This window comes from Natronobiforma cellulositropha, from assembly GCF_025629245.1.
GTDB lineage: Archaea > Halobacteriota > Halobacteria > Halobacteriales > Natrialbaceae > Natronobiforma > Natronobiforma cellulositropha.
Genome location: NZ_JANZXN010000029.1, coordinates 45,565 through 61,559, shown reverse-complemented (window position 1 = coordinate 61,559; position 15,995 = coordinate 45,565). Strand labels below are relative to the sequence as shown.

At 64.1% G+C, this 15,995-nt stretch carries 27 protein-coding genes and 1 tRNA gene; 1 reads left to right on the top strand and 27 read right to left on the bottom strand.

Going from position 1 to position 15,995, the window contains the following annotated elements; genetic code table 11:
* The 27 genes from N0B15_RS12795 to N0B15_RS12665 all read right to left on the bottom strand — a co-directional run bounded on the left by N0B15_RS12795 (position 1) and on the right by N0B15_RS12665 (position 15,298).
* Complete coding sequence (locus tag N0B15_RS12795; protein ID WP_263020098.1) at positions 1-198, bottom strand: hypothetical protein; 198 nt, start codon at positions 196-198, stop codon at positions 1-3.
* 109 nt (positions 199-307) lie between these two features.
* The gene (locus N0B15_RS12790) at positions 308-742 is read right to left on the bottom strand and encodes a universal stress protein (RefSeq protein WP_263020097.1); all 435 of its coding nucleotides are present in this window, start codon (positions 740-742) and stop codon (positions 308-310) included.
* Between the two features lie 111 nt (positions 743-853).
* Positions 854-2,323 carry a preprotein translocase subunit SecY gene (gene secY, locus N0B15_RS12785; RefSeq protein ID WP_263020096.1) on the bottom strand — a complete coding sequence of 490 codons (1,470 nt, stop codon included), beginning with the start codon at positions 2,321-2,323 and terminating at the stop codon, positions 854-856.
* Between the two features lie 3 nt (positions 2,324-2,326).
* A complete protein-coding gene (locus N0B15_RS12780; RefSeq protein ID WP_263020095.1) occupies positions 2,327-2,821 on the bottom strand; it encodes an uL15m family ribosomal protein in 495 nt (164 codons plus the stop codon).
* Between the two features lie 2 nt (positions 2,822-2,823).
* Positions 2,824-3,291 carry a 50S ribosomal protein L30 gene (locus tag N0B15_RS12775; RefSeq protein ID WP_263020094.1) on the bottom strand — a complete coding sequence of 156 codons (468 nt, stop codon included), beginning with the start codon at positions 3,289-3,291 and terminating at the stop codon, positions 2,824-2,826.
* A complete protein-coding gene (locus N0B15_RS12770; RefSeq protein ID WP_263020093.1) occupies positions 3,288-3,944 on the bottom strand; it encodes a 30S ribosomal protein S5 in 657 nt (218 codons plus the stop codon). Before N0B15_RS12770 ends, N0B15_RS12775 begins: the two co-directional genes overlap by 4 nt.
* Positions 3,941-4,489 carry a 50S ribosomal protein L18 gene (locus tag N0B15_RS12765; protein ID WP_263020092.1) on the bottom strand — a complete coding sequence of 183 codons (549 nt, stop codon included), beginning with the start codon at positions 4,487-4,489 and terminating at the stop codon, positions 3,941-3,943. Before N0B15_RS12765 ends, N0B15_RS12770 begins: the two co-directional genes overlap by 4 nt.
* Positions 4,489-4,938: a 50S ribosomal protein L19e gene (locus N0B15_RS12760; RefSeq protein ID WP_263020091.1), complete on the bottom strand. Its 450-nt coding sequence runs from the start codon at positions 4,936-4,938 to the stop codon at positions 4,489-4,491. Before N0B15_RS12760 ends, N0B15_RS12765 begins: the two co-directional genes overlap by 1 nt.
* On the bottom strand, positions 4,935-5,693 hold the full coding sequence (locus N0B15_RS12755) for a 50S ribosomal protein L32e (protein WP_263020090.1): 759 nt from the start codon (positions 5,691-5,693) through the stop codon (positions 4,935-4,937). Before N0B15_RS12755 ends, N0B15_RS12760 begins: the two co-directional genes overlap by 4 nt.
* A gap of 3 nt (positions 5,694-5,696) precedes the next feature.
* Entirely contained in the window at positions 5,697-6,230 is a 534-nt protein-coding gene (locus tag N0B15_RS12750) for a 50S ribosomal protein L6 (RefSeq protein WP_263020089.1), read from the bottom strand.
* 2 nt (positions 6,231-6,232) lie between these two features.
* Positions 6,233-6,625: a 30S ribosomal protein S8 gene (locus N0B15_RS12745; RefSeq protein WP_263020088.1), complete on the bottom strand. Its 393-nt coding sequence runs from the start codon at positions 6,623-6,625 to the stop codon at positions 6,233-6,235.
* A gap of 1 nt (position 6,626) precedes the next feature.
* A complete protein-coding gene (locus N0B15_RS12740; protein ID WP_263020087.1) occupies positions 6,627-6,803 on the bottom strand; it encodes a 30S ribosomal protein S14 in 177 nt (58 codons plus the stop codon).
* Positions 6,796-7,332 carry a 50S ribosomal protein L5 gene (locus tag N0B15_RS12735; protein ID WP_263020086.1) on the bottom strand — a complete coding sequence of 179 codons (537 nt, stop codon included), beginning with the start codon at positions 7,330-7,332 and terminating at the stop codon, positions 6,796-6,798. Before N0B15_RS12735 ends, N0B15_RS12740 begins: the two co-directional genes overlap by 8 nt.
* Positions 7,329-8,033 carry a 30S ribosomal protein S4e gene (locus N0B15_RS12730; protein WP_263020085.1) on the bottom strand — a complete coding sequence of 235 codons (705 nt, stop codon included), beginning with the start codon at positions 8,031-8,033 and terminating at the stop codon, positions 7,329-7,331. Before N0B15_RS12730 ends, N0B15_RS12735 begins: the two co-directional genes overlap by 4 nt.
* Positions 8,030-8,398 (bottom strand): 50S ribosomal protein L24, encoded by a 369-nt coding sequence (gene rplX / locus N0B15_RS12725; protein WP_263020084.1) that lies wholly within the window; start codon positions 8,396-8,398, stop codon positions 8,030-8,032. The genes N0B15_RS12730 and rplX overlap by 4 nt, the downstream gene beginning before the upstream one ends.
* Before the next feature lies 1 nt (position 8,399).
* A complete protein-coding gene (locus N0B15_RS12720; RefSeq protein ID WP_263020083.1) occupies positions 8,400-8,798 on the bottom strand; it encodes a 50S ribosomal protein L14 in 399 nt (132 codons plus the stop codon).
* Positions 8,798-9,232: a 30S ribosomal protein S17 gene (locus N0B15_RS12715; RefSeq protein ID WP_263020082.1), complete on the bottom strand. Its 435-nt coding sequence runs from the start codon at positions 9,230-9,232 to the stop codon at positions 8,798-8,800. The genes N0B15_RS12720 and N0B15_RS12715 overlap by 1 nt, the downstream gene beginning before the upstream one ends.
* Positions 9,223-9,660, bottom strand: coding sequence for a ribonuclease P protein component 1 (locus N0B15_RS12710; RefSeq protein ID WP_263020081.1), 438 nt, complete (start codon positions 9,658-9,660; stop codon positions 9,223-9,225). The genes N0B15_RS12715 and N0B15_RS12710 overlap by 10 nt, the downstream gene beginning before the upstream one ends.
* Before the next feature lies 1 nt (position 9,661).
* Complete coding sequence (gene rpmC, locus N0B15_RS12705) at positions 9,662-9,871, bottom strand: 50S ribosomal protein L29 (RefSeq protein ID WP_263020080.1); 210 nt, start codon at positions 9,869-9,871, stop codon at positions 9,662-9,664.
* Complete coding sequence (locus N0B15_RS12700) at positions 9,871-10,785, bottom strand: 30S ribosomal protein S3 (RefSeq protein WP_263020079.1); 915 nt, start codon at positions 10,783-10,785, stop codon at positions 9,871-9,873. The genes rpmC and N0B15_RS12700 overlap by 1 nt, the downstream gene beginning before the upstream one ends.
* Positions 10,785-11,255: a 50S ribosomal protein L22 gene (locus tag N0B15_RS12695; RefSeq protein WP_263020078.1), complete on the bottom strand. Its 471-nt coding sequence runs from the start codon at positions 11,253-11,255 to the stop codon at positions 10,785-10,787. The genes N0B15_RS12700 and N0B15_RS12695 overlap by 1 nt, the downstream gene beginning before the upstream one ends.
* Positions 11,256-11,262: 7 nt before the next feature.
* Complete coding sequence (locus N0B15_RS12690; protein ID WP_263020077.1) at positions 11,263-11,688, bottom strand: 30S ribosomal protein S19; 426 nt, start codon at positions 11,686-11,688, stop codon at positions 11,263-11,265.
* Complete coding sequence (locus tag N0B15_RS12685; protein WP_263020076.1) at positions 11,685-12,407, bottom strand: 50S ribosomal protein L2; 723 nt, start codon at positions 12,405-12,407, stop codon at positions 11,685-11,687. The genes N0B15_RS12690 and N0B15_RS12685 overlap by 4 nt, the downstream gene beginning before the upstream one ends.
* 2 nt (positions 12,408-12,409) lie before the next feature.
* Positions 12,410-12,664: a 50S ribosomal protein L23 gene (locus tag N0B15_RS12680; protein ID WP_263020075.1), complete on the bottom strand. Its 255-nt coding sequence runs from the start codon at positions 12,662-12,664 to the stop codon at positions 12,410-12,412.
* Entirely contained in the window at positions 12,661-13,413 is a 753-nt protein-coding gene (gene rpl4p / locus N0B15_RS12675) for a 50S ribosomal protein L4 (protein WP_263020074.1), read from the bottom strand. Before rpl4p ends, N0B15_RS12680 begins: the two co-directional genes overlap by 4 nt.
* 3 nt (positions 13,414-13,416) lie before the next feature.
* The gene (locus N0B15_RS12670) at positions 13,417-14,436 is read right to left on the bottom strand and encodes a 50S ribosomal protein L3 (RefSeq protein WP_263020073.1); all 1,020 of its coding nucleotides are present in this window, start codon (positions 14,434-14,436) and stop codon (positions 13,417-13,419) included.
* Positions 14,437-14,440: 4 nt separating this feature from the next.
* Positions 14,441-15,298: an RNA methyltransferase gene (locus tag N0B15_RS12665; RefSeq protein WP_263020072.1), complete on the bottom strand. Its 858-nt coding sequence runs from the start codon at positions 15,296-15,298 to the stop codon at positions 14,441-14,443.
* Between the two features lie 377 nt (positions 15,299-15,675).
* Here N0B15_RS12665 and N0B15_RS12660 point away from each other — a divergent pair.
* Positions 15,676-15,746 (top strand) — tRNA-Gly (locus tag N0B15_RS12660).
* The last annotated feature ends 249 nt before the right edge of the window (positions 15,747-15,995 follow it).

Sequence of the window (15,995 nt, the reverse complement as noted above, 5' to 3'; positions counted from 1 at the left end):
TCACCCCACCTCGCTCGCGTCGTCGCCTACGTCGTCCTCGAGTTCCTGTCCGTTACCGGTGCCCTCCTCTGCCGGGAGGTCGGCGTCGTCCTCACCTTCCGGGCCACCACAGCCTGCGAGAGACACGACACTGGATGCGACACCCGCCAGCCCACACACGCGCCGTCTCGTCAGCGGACGAGGGTCTGCTCGAGCCATGCCGTGCTAGTCGGTACCGACGGGCATAAAGCGAGAGCCGACACTCGCGTGCAGGGGACCCGAAAATCGCTACACAGATTCGCCGGAGCACGAGAGCCGGGACGGCCGACTACTCGTTTGGTCGGACGACGGTGACCGGGGCGGCCGACCGCCGAACAACCGTCTCTGCGACACTTCCCAGCAGGTACCGAGCGACGCCTCGTTTTCCGTGGCTGCCGATAACGACGTGGTCTACGTCGTTGTCATCGGCGTACTGGACGATTCTCGTGGCGGGGTTTCCTGCGTCGATTTCGGTCTCGACCGACACGCCGTCCGGAACCGTCTCGAGAGTCGACTCGAGAACGTACTCGGCCTTCTCCCGTTCGTTTTTGAACCCGTGTTCCTCCGTATAGCCGGGGAACGCTCGCCGTCGCTGGTAATCGACCATCGGGTCCATCACGTACAGGAGCGTCAGCGTCGCGTCTTCGAACCGATTACAGGCGTATTCGACTGCACGGCGAGCGGCCGGCGACCCATCGACTGGGATGAGAACGTGTTCTCCCATGCGTTCGCTTCGAGGTCGACGGCAAAATTAGCAGCGGTGTCGAGAACACTCGTCGTATCCGACTGTCGAAACTCGAGACGGTGAGAAAATCGAAAACGGATGGCCGGAGCGTTACTCTTTGCCGAACATCTGGCGCATCATCGGATGCATCTCCATCATCTGCTCTTCGGCGATCTCTTCGTACAGTTTGTACGTGATCGAGACCGCGAGCAGCAGGCCAGTCCCACCGACCGCACCGATGGTCCCGAGCATGTTCGCGCCGACGGCGAGGATGCCGACGAGCGCGCCGCCGATGACGGTCACCTGCGGGATGTAGCGCTCCATGACCTTCTCGACGACACCGACGTTCTGTCGGAAGCCGGGGATCTGCATCCCGGAGTTGTGGATCTGGCGCGCGGTCGCCTCGGGACCCATGTTCGTCGTCTCGACCCAGAAGATGGCGAAGATCGCTCCGCCGATGACCATGAACGTCAGGTCGACGGCGATGCGGACCATCACCATCCACGGCTCCTGGGTAACGCCTGCGGTCCACCACATCCAGTCACCGGGTGCGTAGATCGGCGCCGTGTAGTAGAAGAATCCACTCACGGGCTGGCCGGCCTCACTGTAGACGCCGAGCCAGCCGGGCATGTTCGCCCACTGGCTGTTGACGATCTGGCCGATGAACTGGACGTTCATCTGCAGCGCACGGACGAGGATCATCGGCAGGACGCTCGCGTAGATGAGCTTCACGGGGAAGCGCCCTCGAGCACCCTTTACACGGGCGTGACTCAGCGGAATCTCGACGCGGACCGACTCCGCGTAGACGACCACCGCGAAGATCAACACCGTCGTCATCAGGGCGAGTAGCTGCCCACCGCCGTCGGCGATGAACAGCGTGTAGAGCGCCTCACCGCTCGCGAACGAGCCGAGGACCGTCTCACCGGTGATAATCTGGATCCAGCTGTAGATCAGCCCCTGGTCGCCCCAGGCGAGCACACCGGAGACGAGACCCTGGCTGACACCGGCGACGATGAACAGCCCGATCCCGCTCCCGATCCCCCACTTACTGACGACCTCGTCCATGTAGAGGATGAGGATGCCACCGATGAAGATCTGGGTGAACAGCAGCCACTGTATCTCGTTGCCGGTGAACGTGAGTCCACCGAGCGTGAGCGCAGACTGGGCTGGAAGGAAGTCACCGGCGAACACCATCGGCAGCGCCGTCAGCGCCGTCATGACGATCACCAGCAGCTTCTGGAGACCCTGATAGAGGACCTGATCTCGAGGGTCGCTCGTATCGAGCCCGAGTAAGTTCGCCCCGCCCAGCAGCTGTAAGACGATGCTGGCGGTGACGATCGGGCCGATGCCGACCTGCATGAGCGAGCCGTGCTCACCGGCGAGCACCGCGCGGAACTCACCGAAGATGTCGCTGGCTTCGCCCACCTCGAGTCCGAGGAGTGCGATGTTCGTCAGGAAGAAGTACAAGACGAGGATGCCGGCCGTCCAGGCGAGCTTTCGCTTGAAGGGGACGTGCCCCTCAGGCCTGCGCACGGCTGGCATCCGCGTGAGCACCGGTTCGACGGTTTCCTTCCATCCCATGGGTTAGTCCTCGCCCTGTTCGTCTTCGTCGTCGGTCGCCTCGGCCAGTGCCTCCTCACCGCGGGCGCTGAGGACGGCCTCGCCGCCGGCGTCCTCGAGTTTCTCCGTCGCCGTCTCGGAGAAGGCGTCGGCAGTGACCGTGAGCGTGTTCCGGACCTGGCCGTTGCCGAGGACCTTCACGATGTCGGCCTCGTAGCCGCCGTCGACGACATCGCGAGCGTCGACCTCGTAGCCGCCGTCGACCTCGTCTGCGAGGTCGTCAGCGACGTAGAGGGCGATGTCCTCGTCGAGCGTCTGTAAGTCGACCTCCGCGACCGTCTCGCGGATGCCGTGTGGGCGCTTGAAGCCGTGTTTGCCTTTCGGTTCGTAGTTGTGGAACTCGTGTTTGCTCCGCCCGGCGCGACCACGGCCACCACGGTGGCCCGCACCACGGCGATTCTTGTGCGTTCCGCCGCCGTGGGTTCGTGTGCCGCGCTGGCGTCGTTTCTTGCTCGTCATGGTTAGCGCATCGAGTTGAGGAGTTCGTTAATCTCCTCTGTTGTATGCTTTCCGAGTTGCCCGCCCCGACCGGCCGGGTGCTTGATACCATCGTGGCCGCCGCGTGGCGGGTGGAGACGGAGCGTCGGCGACAGCCCCTGCTCGCGCAGCGTCGTCTCTTCGGCCAGCAGCGCCTCGGCCAGTCCGGCGAAGTCGTCGTAGTCGGTGTTCTCTGCGACCCACGCCTCGTCGACGTCCGACTGGCGGCCCTCGAGTGGTTCGGCTCGCTTCGCGAGCAGCGTCTCGAGGACCTCCTGGCTGGGTTCGCCGAAGGCGACGAAGTCGTTGACCTTCGTGATCATCCCACGGTAGGTGTCCGTCTCGGGGACGAGCGTACAGTGGTTGACCTTGTGGACGTTGAGCATCGACAGGGTGTCGTCGACCGCCGTCTGGCGGTTGACCTCGCCACGAAGCTGAACGATGGCCTTCATTGTTCGACCACCTCACCGTCGGTCTCCTCGCCCGCGTACTGCGGCGTACGCGACTGCGAGGCGTTCTGCAGCGCGTTGTAGGTCGCCTTCGCGAGGTTGACCGTCGTCCGGGTGTTGCCGTGGCTCTTCGTCCAGGCGTTCTCGATGCCGGCGAGTTCGAGGACGGCGGTAACCGTCTCACTCGCGGCGAGTCCGAGACCCTCGGGTGCAGGGATGAGTTCGACCTCGACCGATCCCGCCTTCCCGGTCGTCCGGTGGGTCAGCGAGTGTGGGCGGTCAGAACGGTCCTCCCAGGAGCCCGAGCCGCGAGGGACCTGGATCATGTTCAGCTTCGCGATACCGATCGCCTTCTGGATGGCGGAGCCGACCTGGTCGTCTCGGCCTTCGGCGTACCCGACGAAGCCGTCGCGGTTGCCGACCGCACAGACACAGCGGAACTTCACGCGCCGACCGGAGTCGGTCATCCGCTGGACCATGTTGATGTCCAGAACCTCGTCGTCCAGTCCGGGGAGGAGCTGGTCGACGATCTCGGGCTCCTTCAGCGGGAGTCCCGAGTTGAGGGCAGCCTCCATCGTGTCGATCTCGCCCTCCTGAACTTTCTTTCCGAGACGGGTAACCGGCTCCCACCCGTCGTTGTAGTTTCGTCCGCTCATTCTAGAATCTCCTCTCGTACCGCATCGAAGTGTTCTGGGAGCGTCGTTGCGTCGAACTCCCCGCTATAGAGCGGGTCGTCGAGCGACTCGGCGTACTCGGCGATGTGCTCGCCGCGCGTTCGCGACCAGTCCGCCAGCACGCTGTCGTTGTGCGGAACCTCGAGTCCCGCGTCGATCGCTCCTTCCTGTACCGCGAACACCTTACTGCCGGGCGTCGCCGTGTTGAGACCGATGTCCAACACGGCCTCCTCGACGCCCGCCTCGACCGCTCGCAGGCCGGCCAGCAGGCCGGTCAGGTAGGCAGCCGGGAGGTTGCCCGTTGGCGCTTCCCAGCCGTACTCTGTGAGGTCGCTCGAGTGTGCGCTCGCGTGTGTGACGTCGCCGTTGGGTCCGGGAGAGACCAGCTGCGCCGTAGTGTGGGCGTTGCTCACGCGAGCAACGAGGCGTGGTTTGCCCGATTTTAGCAGGCGCAACCTCTGGTGGTAGTCGGTCCGGACTTCCCGGCGACGACGCATCGGCACCTTGTATCGTGGTCCTGTTGCCATTAGTCGTCACCGTAGTGATTGTCGATGTAGTTCAGCAGGTACTGGACGCTGCGGAACTCCCCGCCGCTCGCCTTCCGGTAGAGCTGGCGGTACTGCGTCGGCGTAATCTCGCCGTCGTCGCGGAGTTCTCGGAGCGTCCGTCGCTGCGCGCGGATCCGGCTCGTCCAGTCTTCTTTCGAGTTCTGGCGTGCACCCTTGGTCCCTCGGCGCTTGCCGGGTCCCTTCTGGTGTCCGTAGGCTCGCTTGGCGTTGCGCTCGCGAGCGCGGCCGCGTGAGTTCCCGCGGGCGTCTTTCGAACGGATCAGGCCGTCGGCGACGAGTTCGCGAATCTCTTCGCGAGTGATCGCCTCGGCGATGTCCGCCTGTGCGTCGGGGTCGAACCAGACGCGGTTCTTCCCGACGTCCAAGACGTCTGCCGCCAGTCGCTTCTGTGCACGAAGGTCGGTCATTGGTCGTCCACCTCGACTTCGAGGTAGGTCGGGTTCAGGACGCGAATGCCCGCGTCCTCACACTGCTCTTCGATCTGTTCGCGCTTTCGCGCGCCGACCGAGGAACCGATGCGGACCGCCTGGGTGTCGCCGTCGACACCCTCGACGTCAGACGGCGTCTCGACGCGGACCTCTTCGAAGCCGCTCGGGTGTTTGCCCCGAACGGATTTGGGCGTACGGTAGCCGGAGTGGACCTTCGGGCCCTTCCCCTTGATGCCGCGGCGCTGTTTCGAGAGGCCACCACGGGGGCGACGCCACGATTCGGGCGTGCGCTTTTTCTTGTGGTAGTCCTGGCGCTTGAACGCCGGTTTCCCCTCGCGGGCACGCTGGCCGAGCAGTCGCCCCTCCTCCTCGGAGAGGTCGGGCGTCTTCTCGGTCAGCCCACGTGCGACGAGTTCCGTCTCGACGTCTTCGACGACGTCCTCCTCGGCTGCCTCGTCTTCGATCTCGGCGTCGGTCTCCTCAGAGACCTCGAGGTCGCCGACGTCGGCTTTGATACGCGCAGCGAGCGCGTTACCGATGCCGTCGGCCTCGGCGAGGTCGCTCTGGGAGGCCTCGCGGACGTCGTCGACCGACTCGAATCCGGCGTCGCGGAGCGCGCCGGCCTTACTCGAGCCGACGCCGCTGATGTCCTCGAGTTCGGACGGACCGTCGTCTGCGGCGGTCTCTTCCTCGAGTTCTTCGGTCGTCTCGAGTTCGTCGTTGTCGTCTGCCATCTATCAGGCACCTCCCATCTGGGGTTTCTCGGTGATGTAGACCCCGTCCTGGAAGACGCGGATGTCCTTTCCTTTCACCTTCGTCATCTGTTCGATGTCGGCGGCCGTCTGGCCGACGTGCTCTTTGTTCGGACCGGAGAGCGTCAGCGCTTCGCCGTCGACGGAGACGTCGGTGTCACCGTGGATACTCGTTCGTCGCGGTGCTTTCTCGCCGAGGAAGTTCTCGATGACGACTTCCTCGCCTTCGACGCGGACCTGCATGGGGAAGTGAGAGTAAAAGACTTCCATCTGATACTCCCAGCCCTCGGTCACACCGTAGAAGGCGTTCTCGACGTGGCTCTCGAAGGTGCCGACGGTCGCGTTCGTTTTCGCGTTGTCGACGGAACTCTCGATGACCACGTGGTCGTCTTCCACGTCGACGGTCACGTTCGGGTACCACAGCCGTCGGGTGACGGTGCCGTTCGGGCCCTCGATCGTGACGTCTAGGTGGTCGACGTCGGCGGTTACGTCCTCTGGTAGTTCGAGTTCAACTCGCATGGTTAGTAGACGTACGCGATCACCTGGCCGCCGACGCCCTGCTCGCGCGCCTCGTAGTGGCTCATGATGCCACTGCTCGTCGTGACGACGAGCGCGCCGAAGTCTCGAGCGGGGAGATACCGTTTCTCCAGCGTCTCGAACTCGTCGGCGCCGACTGCGTAGCGGGGCTTGACGGGACCACACTTGTTGATCGCTCCTTTCAATTCGACCTCGAACTGGCCGGCTTTTCCGTCGTCGATGTACTCGAATCCGGAGATGTACCCGCGGTCGTAGAAGACCTCGAGTACGCTGCCGATCTCGTTCGAGGCGGGTGATACCTCGTGGGAGAGATGTCCCACACTCTCGGCGTTGTCGATGCCCGAGAGCGCGTTGCTGAGTGGATCGTTCCCGGTCATGTTATCGATACTTCTTGAATCCCATGTCGCGGGCGATCTCGCGGAAACACTGGCGACAGAGGTTGATGTCGTACTTGCCGACTAACCCCTGCTTGCGGCCACAGCGCTGACACGCCTGGACCTGCCCGGTGCGCTCACCGGCCTGCTCGCCCGCCTGTTCGTTTTCACTTTCACTCATCGTCTGGGTCCTCTACGTCCACGTCGAACGTCGACTCGAGGAAGCGGATCGCGTCCTCCGGCGTGAGTCGGTGGTTCGCGGGAATCGACGTGGTGGCCTTGTCTCGCTTGGCGATGCGGTAGCCCGGACGCACCATGTTGACGGTGACGTCGAGACCGTAGATACCGATCGTCGGGTCGTACTCCTGACTGGGGAAGTCGGTGTGTTCTTCGACACCGAAACTGAAGTTCCCCATCTGATCGAACTGCGTCGCAGAGAGGTCTGCGAGCGGCAGCGCGGTCTCGAGGAACGCCTCGGCGTCCTCGCCGCGGAGCGTGACCTTCGTGCCGATCGGTTCGCCCTGGCGGATACCGAACTCGGGTTCGGTCGACTTCGCCAGCGTGCGAACGCTCTGCTGGCCGGTGACGTCCTCGATGATGCCCTCGGCACGGCCGAGGTCGCGACCGCCGCGGCCGACGCCCATGTGGACGACGACTTTCTCGACGCGGGGTTCGCGCATCTCGTGGAAGCCAGCGTCAGCCTCGCTCATTCGTCATCACCTGCGAACTTCTCGTCGATGACGACGACGTACTCCTCGACGGTCTCGAAGCCGTCGTCCTCGTCGATGTCGACGGTGACGACGTTCGGACCGCTACCGGGAGTGACCTCGATGGTCTCGATCGTCCCGATCTTGCCGGCGTGGTTACCGCGGACGGCGGTGACGAGCGCGCCCTCTTCGTAGGGGAAGTGGGCGACGATCTCTTTCGACTCGTTGTCGACGACGACCGAGTCGTTCGAGTTGTACTCGTCGACGTCGTCGACGGTGATGTTGGAGCCGTCGTGGAGCGACAGCTGTGTCGCGCCACCGGTCACCTGGCGCTTGCTGACGACCTTGCCGAGACGGCTATCCGCTGCCGACTCGTCGATCGGCGTCAACGAGAGTCGGCCGCCTTCGTCGGGGAAGATGCGGTAGTACTCTTCGCGACCCGGGAAGGCGACGATGTCGAACATGCCGATCGGTCGCTTCTCGTCGTTGATCGGGTCGCCGTTGACGAGGATCGAGTCGTGTGCGAGTGCGTACCGGGCTTCCTTGCGTGAATCGACGTAGCCGAGGACGTCCCGGAGCAAGATCAGCAACGGCACACCCTCTTCACCGTGGGGACCCGCGCCCGCCTTGACGGTGAACGTGGCGGTCTTTCGCTCGACCGGCCACGACTTCGGTACCGAGAGTCGTTTCTGGTGGTTACTCATTGTTCATCACCTGCTGTGTCACCCTCGAGACGCGCCTCGCGGCGCTCGTCGGAGAGGTCGAGATCCGTGAGTCGGACGTTCGACGCCGGGATCGGCCGGGCGACTTCCTCGCCGTCGGCCGTCTCGACGGTCACGTCTTCGACGTGGATGACCTGCTCTGAGAGGTCCACTTTCAGCACCTCACCGGTCGTTCCGGCGTGGTCACCGCGGAGCACCTCGACCGTGTCGCCCGCGTTGACGCGGGTCCGACGGCGGCCGTACTCCTCGCGGAGCTCGTCCGAAAGCGTCGCGTGCAGCTGCTTGCCGCGCTGGTGGAGCGGGGCACGCGCCGTCTGGGTTCGCTGTTTGCGTGGTTGTTTACTCATGTTAGACGATCATGGTCGCTGTACTCGCGATCGCACCGAAGCGCTCTGCGACTTCGCGAGCGATCGGACCCTTAATCTCCGTTCCACGAGGCTCGTGGTTCTCGTCGATGATGACCGCGGCGTTGTCCTCGAACTTCAGGCGGGTCCCGTCGGGACGACGGATCGCCTTCCGCTGTCGAATAACGACGGCCTCGAGCACCTGTCTGCGCATCTCGGGCGTCCCCTTCGTGACGGAGACGGTGACCTTGTCACCGAGTCCAGCCTTCGGCTGGCGGTTCTTGGTCCCGTGGTAGCCCGCGACGCTGATGACTTTCAGCTCGCGTGCGCCCGTGTTGTCGGCACAGGTGACGAGCGAGCCCTTCTTCAGGCCCTGAGTGATGTCGGCTTTGATCGCCTCCATCACTCCTCACTCTCCTCGTCTGCGGCGACGTCCTCGGCCGAGAGGTTCCGGTCGGGCTCTTCCCGGCGGGTCAGCTCTGCGAGGTCCGTCGCCGTCGCTTCTTCAGTTACTTCGACGACCACGTGCGATTTCGTCTTCGACAGTGGTCGGCACTCTGCGATTCTGACCGTGTCACCGACCGAGAGCGGCTCGAGCACGCCCGGCACGTGCGCCGGGGTGCGCGAACGACGTTTCATCTGACGGTTGTACTTCGGAACCGTCACGTCGTACTCTCGCTCGACGACTACAGTCTTGTCCATGTCCGTCGAGACGACGGTGCCGACGAGGATCTGACCTCGTACGGACAACTCGCCGTAAAACGGACACTTCTCGTAGTCGTATTCCTCCGGGTTCTGTGGTTCCGGAGGGGTTGGTACGTCCAGTCCTATTGCCATGGTGAATCACCGGTCGTTTCTGTTCGTCGGGCCGGTCGTGAGAGCAGTCGCGATCCATCGACCGTAACGTAGGCCACGCCGTCGCCAGCGCAGTCTGTGTCCGTCGTGTCGAACCCAGGTTGAGTGTCGGCCAGTTCCGACGTGGTCCCCAGGGACTTCTCGTCCCCGGCGGCTTCATCTGTGATCGCAAACTCGAATGTCGAACCCGACTTCGGCACCGTCACTACCCGAAACTCGTCGTGGCCGTGACTCGACTCAGCATCTCGAGTCGCTTCCGGCGACTCGCGGACCTCTACTGAGAGCGTGTTCGTCGTCTCGAGGACGACGCGCCCGGAGAGACCCTCCCGCGAGGAGTCGTCGCTCTCGACGACCCGTACCGGGAGTCCGTTGAGTTCGTGTCGCACCAGTGTCTCGGGTGTGAGTGCCATCTTATTCCTCTAGGTCGCCTTCTTCTCGCTGGATCGTTTTGACCCGAGCGATCGTCCGTCCGAGTTCGCCGATTTCGCCCGGATTCTCCGGAGCACCACCGGCAGCGAGGACGGCCTTCGCGTTGAGCAACTCGGTCTCGAGTTCCTCGAGTTCCGCCTCGCGTTCGGCGGGCGTCATGTCGCGAATCTCGGCGACGTGCAAGATCGCCATCAGTTCTCACCTCCCTCGGAACCCTCGCCGTCCATCTCGGCCAGCAGCTCTTCGGCTTCGGTCTCGACGTCCTCGTCGAGTTCCTCGAGGTCCTCGTCGTCTTCGTCGGCTGCGTCGTCAGCTTCCTCGGCATCCTCGTCGTCGGTCTCCTCCTCGAGCACCTCTTCGACGACCTCTTCGTCGATGTCGGCGTCCTCGTCGTCGGTCTCCTCCTCGGCGTCAGCCTCGGGTTCGTCTTCGACGTCGGGTTCGGTCTCGAGCAGTTCCTCGACGCCCTCGTTGGTCTCGACGGCCTCGGGGACGACCTCTGCGGGGTCGATGTCGTCGTGGATACGGAAGTCGTCGGGAAGCTCCGCCCCTGGCGGAATAATCTTCACCGTGACACCGATCGTGCCGAGTTTCATGACGGCGACGCCCTGGCCCTCGTCGACGATCTCTTCGGCCGGCTCGCCGTTGTGTTTGATGTAGCCGCGGTTGAACTTCTCGACGCGCGAGCGCGCACCGGTGACCTTCCCCGCGAGGACGATCTCGGCACCCAGTGCGCCGGCGTCCATGATGCGGTCGATCGTGGTGTGGCCCGCCTTGCGGAAGTACCAGCCACGCTCGAGCGCGTTCGCGAGTCGGTCGGCGACGATACGGGCGTTGAGATCCGGCTCGTCGACCTCCTGTACGTCGATCTGAGGGTCGTCGAGATCGAACTTCGTCTCGAGTGCGCTCGTCACTTTCCGGATGTTCTCCCCGCCTTTGCCGATGACCATCCCGGGCTTCTCGGCCTTGAGGACGATCTGGGTTCCCATCGGTGTCTTCGCGACGTCCATACCACCGTAGCCTGCGCGGCCGAGTTCTTCGGCGAAGAACTCGTCGATCTGCGAACGCTGCAGGCCGTTTTCGATGAACTGGTGTTCGTCAGCCATTAGTTATCGTCCTCCTCGGGTTCGGCGACGACGATCTCGACGTCGACCTGTGGCGTGTTCCACGCGCTCGCCCGCCCCATCGCGCGGGGCTTGCGACCGAGCGACTCGCCGACCTTGTGGGCGGCGACGTGCACGATCTCCATCGACTCGCCGTCGAAGCCTTGGTGGTCGGCGTTCGACGAGACGTTCTCGAGGAGGTCGAGAAACGCCTTGCTGGCCTTCTCCGGGTAACGACCGGCGTCCCAGCCGTCGATGTCCGATCGGTGGCCAACGCCGCTGTTGTGCGATTTGAAGGGGACCGATCGCTCGCCGTCGACGACGGCTGCCAGGTAGTCCTGGGCGTCGGCGACGGTCAGACCCTTGATCTCGCGGGCGATTTCCTTGCTGTGCTTGTGGCTCATGTGACGCTCCCGGAGCATCGCTTTGGCCGTCGATTCCGGGTCCGCATCGACTGAGTAGTTGATTCCCATGATTCGATCACTTCAGTGGGACGAACTTCGACGAACGGGTGGCACCGATACCGGCCTGTCCGTGTTCGACGGAGTTTCGCGTCAGCTGGAACTCACCGAGGTAGTGACCGATCATCTCGGGATCGACCTTCACACGCTCGAAAGACTGGCCGTTGTACACCGCAAACGTCAGTCCAACGAACTCGGGCAACACCGGCATGTCGCGCAGGTGCGTTCTGATCGGCGAGTTCGCCGTCTCGTTTTCGTCCTTGCTGCGGGCCTTCTCGAGCAGTTTCTGTTGCTCTGTGGTGAGGCCGCGCTCGATACTTCGCCGCTTGCGTGCGGGGAGCAGTGCTGCGACGTCCTCCAGGTCCATCTCCTGGAGTTCGTCTAGCGTGTAACCGCGGTAGGTGAACTCCTCACCCTCGCGGCCGGTACGGAACTCCGAACTCATTTGTTACCACCTCGGCCGGTGCGGCGCGAGGAAATGTCACCCACCTTCCGTCCCGGCGGCGCGTGCCGAGAGACGGATTTGGGTCGGCCGGGGTGCTGGCGGCCACCGCCACCGAACGGGTGGTCGACGGCGTTCATCGCGACCCCGCGAACGCGCGGGTACTTCGTCCCGCGGGCGCGCATCTTGTGGTACTTCTTCCCTGCCTTGACGAACGGCTTCTCCGTTCGCCCACCACCGGCGACGACGCCGATGGTCGCTCGGCAGTTGGGATCGAGGCGCTTGACCTCGCCACTGGGCAACTGGACGACCGCCGCGTGGCGGTCGTGGGTGATCAGGTCCGCGTTGACGCCCGAGGCGCGTGCGAACTTCCCACCGTCACCTGGCTTGCCTTCGACGTTACAGACGGGGACCCCCTCGGGGATCTCGGCCAGCGGCAGCGTGTTGCCGGGCTTGATCTCCGCGGAGATGCCGATCTGAATCTCGTCGCCGACGCTCACGCCCTCCGGCGCGAGGATCAGGCGCTGGTCTCCGTCGTCGAACTCCACCGCGACGACCGGCGCAGACCGCGCCGGGTCGTGTTCGACGTCGACGACCGTCCCGCTGATGACGTCCGTGTCTTCGGGCTTCTTGTGGTCGAGTTTCGCCTTGTAGCGGTGGCTCGGCGCACGGAACGTCGGCGTCCCGCGACCGCGGCGTTGACCCTGGATTCGTCGTCCCATGGTCAGAACACCCCGATTCGCGAGGCGACTTCCTGTGCGTCGTCCTCGTCAGCGAGTCGTACGGTTGCTTTCTTCTGGCCGTTCATCGTGATCTGCGTGTTGACGTCGTCGACGCTCACTTCGAAGCGCTCCTCGACGGCGTCTCGGATCTCCGGCTTCGAGGCGTCGACGTGAACGATGAACTGGAGTTTGTTCTCGAAGTCCATGTCGTTCATCGCCTTCTCCGTCACGAGGGGGTACCGGATGATTCCGCTCATCGGTCGGCCACCTCCTCGAGTGCGCTCTCGGTCCAGACGGTCAGGCGACCGGCCTGGGTGCCCGGCGCGAGGTCCTCTGCACACACCTCGCGAGCGGTCGCGACGTCGGCACCCGCCAGATTGCGGGCGGCGCGCGACGGACCGGTCTCGCTCGAGGTGACGAAGAGGATCGAGGTGGGCTGTTTGTACTTCCGACCGCGGAGTTTGCCCTGTCCCGAGCGGACGCTGCGTCCGTCCTCGGCGCGCTCGATGTCGGCGTCGAGACCGACCGACTCGAGGAAGGAGACGACCTCCTTCGTCTTCGTCAGATCCTCGAACTCGTCCGAGACGACGAGCGGAATCTCGGTCTCCTCGTCGAAGCGGTGTCCGCGGGCGGCGACGAGTTCTGCGTCGGCCGTCGCGGCGATGGCGCTCCGGGTCGCGAGCTGTCGTTCTTTCTTGTTGATCGATTCGGACCGGTCTGCCTCGGCCTTCGGCGGGTGCGCTCTGCGTCCCGAAACCGCATGAGGGACGCGGCGTGCGCGTCCGTTCTGTCGGGGGACGTGAGCGAGTCCGCGGCCGCTTCCGAGTGACTCCGCCGGCGTGCGCATGCCAGCGAACTCGTCGGCACCGTAGTCCTGTCTTCGGTTGGCCTGGGCGGCGCGTACGGCGCGAGCGATGACGTCCGGGCGGTACTCCGTCTCGAAGACCGCCGGGAGGTCGACCGATCCCGCCTCGCCGCCGTCCAGGTCACGTACTGTAGCCTGCATGGATTATCCCTGGTTAGATGCGGTGGAGACGAAGCGAACCTCGGGGTCGAGGCGTGGCTGGTCTCCAGGTCGGATCGCCGGGCGAAGGCGCACGAGGCGCTTGTTCGGCCCGGGGAGCGAACCCTTGATCAACGCGTGCGGTCCGTCGACTTCGCCGTAGTTGACGAAGCCACCGTCGACCGTCGCGTCCGCGCCATCGCCGACGGCGATGAGGCGCTTGTTGAGTTCCGTCCGCTGGTGGTAGCCGGTCTGACCCTGCTGGGGGACCGTCGAGCGGACCCGGGAAGGGTTCCAGGGACCGAGGTTCCCGATGCGGCGGCGCCAGCCTTGCCGGGCGTGTTTGCCCTTGCGTTTCTGGACGCCCCAGCGTTTGACGGGACCCTGGGTACCTTTCCCCTTCGTGACGCCGCTGGCATCGACGTACTCGCCAGCACGGAAGACGTCGTTCATGGTGTGCTCGCCGCCGTCTGCGACGAGTTCGAGCGCGAAGTCGACGCGCTCCTCGAGAGAGCCGCCGCCGACGCGCGTTTCCATGACGTCGGGTTTCTTCTTGGGCACCGACGGAATCGTGCCGGGCACCGTGTGAGTGATGACGCGTACGTCACCGATGCGACCCTCCTCGAGGGCCTCCCGAAGCTCGGCTTCGGCAGCATCGGCGTCGTACTCGTCACCGGGAACGTCGAGGACACGGTCGAGTTCGTCGTCGAACTCGGTGGTCCAGACTTCGGTGAGTGGGCGCTTTCCGTACGGTGTATCTTCGTACGCACGCAGGGCGACGGCGCGCATTGGCGGCGTCTCCACGATGGTGACGGGGATGGTCCGTTCCATCCCTTCGGTCGACGAGTTCGCTTTGTCGTCGATCATCACCACGTGGGTCATACCGGCCTTGTAGCCCGCGAAACCCTGGAGCGTCGGCTGTCCGTCGTCGTCCGGCCACGAACTGAACCGTGGGACCTCGCTGGTCGCACGCTTTCGTGGGCCGAACCCGAGTGAGCCTTTGCGTGGTGCGTTTGGTTGTGGCATTCTATCACGCTGTGAGTGAGAGGGAAGCGAGGGTGGCGAACATCGCTTCTTCCGTTCGCACGGTTTCGCTTCCCTGGTTCGGAATCGTGTTTAGCCAGAGGTCGAACCCCAGGTCGTCCGCTGCTGTGGGTTCGACTCTGTCCCTGCCGTCTGGGCCAGGTGACACCTCGATTCCGAGGATGTCCGGCAACCCTCTCTCGGGCGAGCCGAACGCGACGGTCATCCCGTCGCGCTCGAGCCGTCCGGCCAGCGTCTCGAGTCTCCCGACGGTGAGTTGCTCACCGAATCGGGAGGCTGCGATGCGAACGCCGGCGTCCTCACGGCCGAGTGTTGCCGATAGGTCCGCCCGCTCGACCGACAGCCCCGGGAGGGGGCCGTCGACGAGTTTCGCACGAACCGGTCGTCGCGAAGAGATCCTGATGGGTACGCGCTCGCCCACCTCGACCTCCATCGATGGAGGCGTGTTGAGAGCGATCGGGTGTTGCAGTCCGCAATTGACCCGGACGCGTCCGTCAGGTCCGACCTCGGTCACGATCCCTTGTCTTAACGACCCCGAACCGTTCGATTCGGAGCCGGTCTGTGAGACGGCCCGCAACGGCGGTAAGACACCGACGTACTCGAGTTCGTCGCGTCTGTCCCAGGCCTCCTGTCGGAGGTAGGGTGGCGTCGCGGCGTACCGCAACACGGTGTCGACGAACGTGCCGTCGTATCGCCGCTCGCCTTCCGTATCGTGGAAGACGACGAGGCGGTCTGCCCGGAAGATCGTCGCCGCACGGGCGACGTACCCGAGTTTACGAGTTGCCTCGCGTTTGTCCTCGGCTTCACGGACGATCGACGACGGCACGAGCACGCTAACGGTCATACCGTGGCGCTTCGGTGCCGTCTCACTAGACTGTAGCGATCCTTGTGTACAAGCTCTTAAAAGAGTAGCGGATTGAATCCTGGCCTGTGAACGCCTCACAGGGCCGAAAACGTGCTAATCGAAGCCACTGTCACGGACGGTGATGTGCACCGGTGTGGGCGGGCGATCTCGAGTACGAACACCCACCCTCGAGTCGGGGTGATAGGAGCAGTGATCGGCCGCCCGTGTGCGCACGTGAGAAGCACTTTCTGCCGGCGCTCGAGACCGCGCCGTCGGCCGGTTGTGACGTGGTCTCGAGTGACGTGACTCGAGGTCACTCAGCCGCCCCAATTCGCAACCCTTATACATCCCTCCGAGATAGTAGAAAGTGCAACAGGGCGTTGATAGTGTAGTGGTATCACGTGACCTTGCCATGGTCACAACCTGGGTTCAAATCCCAGTCAACGCACTTCTTCGAACACAACTTTCACGAGCGGTGCATCGCACCGCGAGTATCCGTGTTCGAAGAATAGTCCGGGGATTTGAATCAGACCAGTCGCAGCCCGCACAGCCGAACGACGTGAGGCGAGCAGGACCGTCTGGGCGTGGTTCAAATCCCAGTCAACGCACTTCTTCCGAATTCACTCCGCGAGCGACCGCGCAGCGTGTCGCGAGTACGACGAATTCGGGAACGTCGTACCAGTGGGATTTGAAGTAT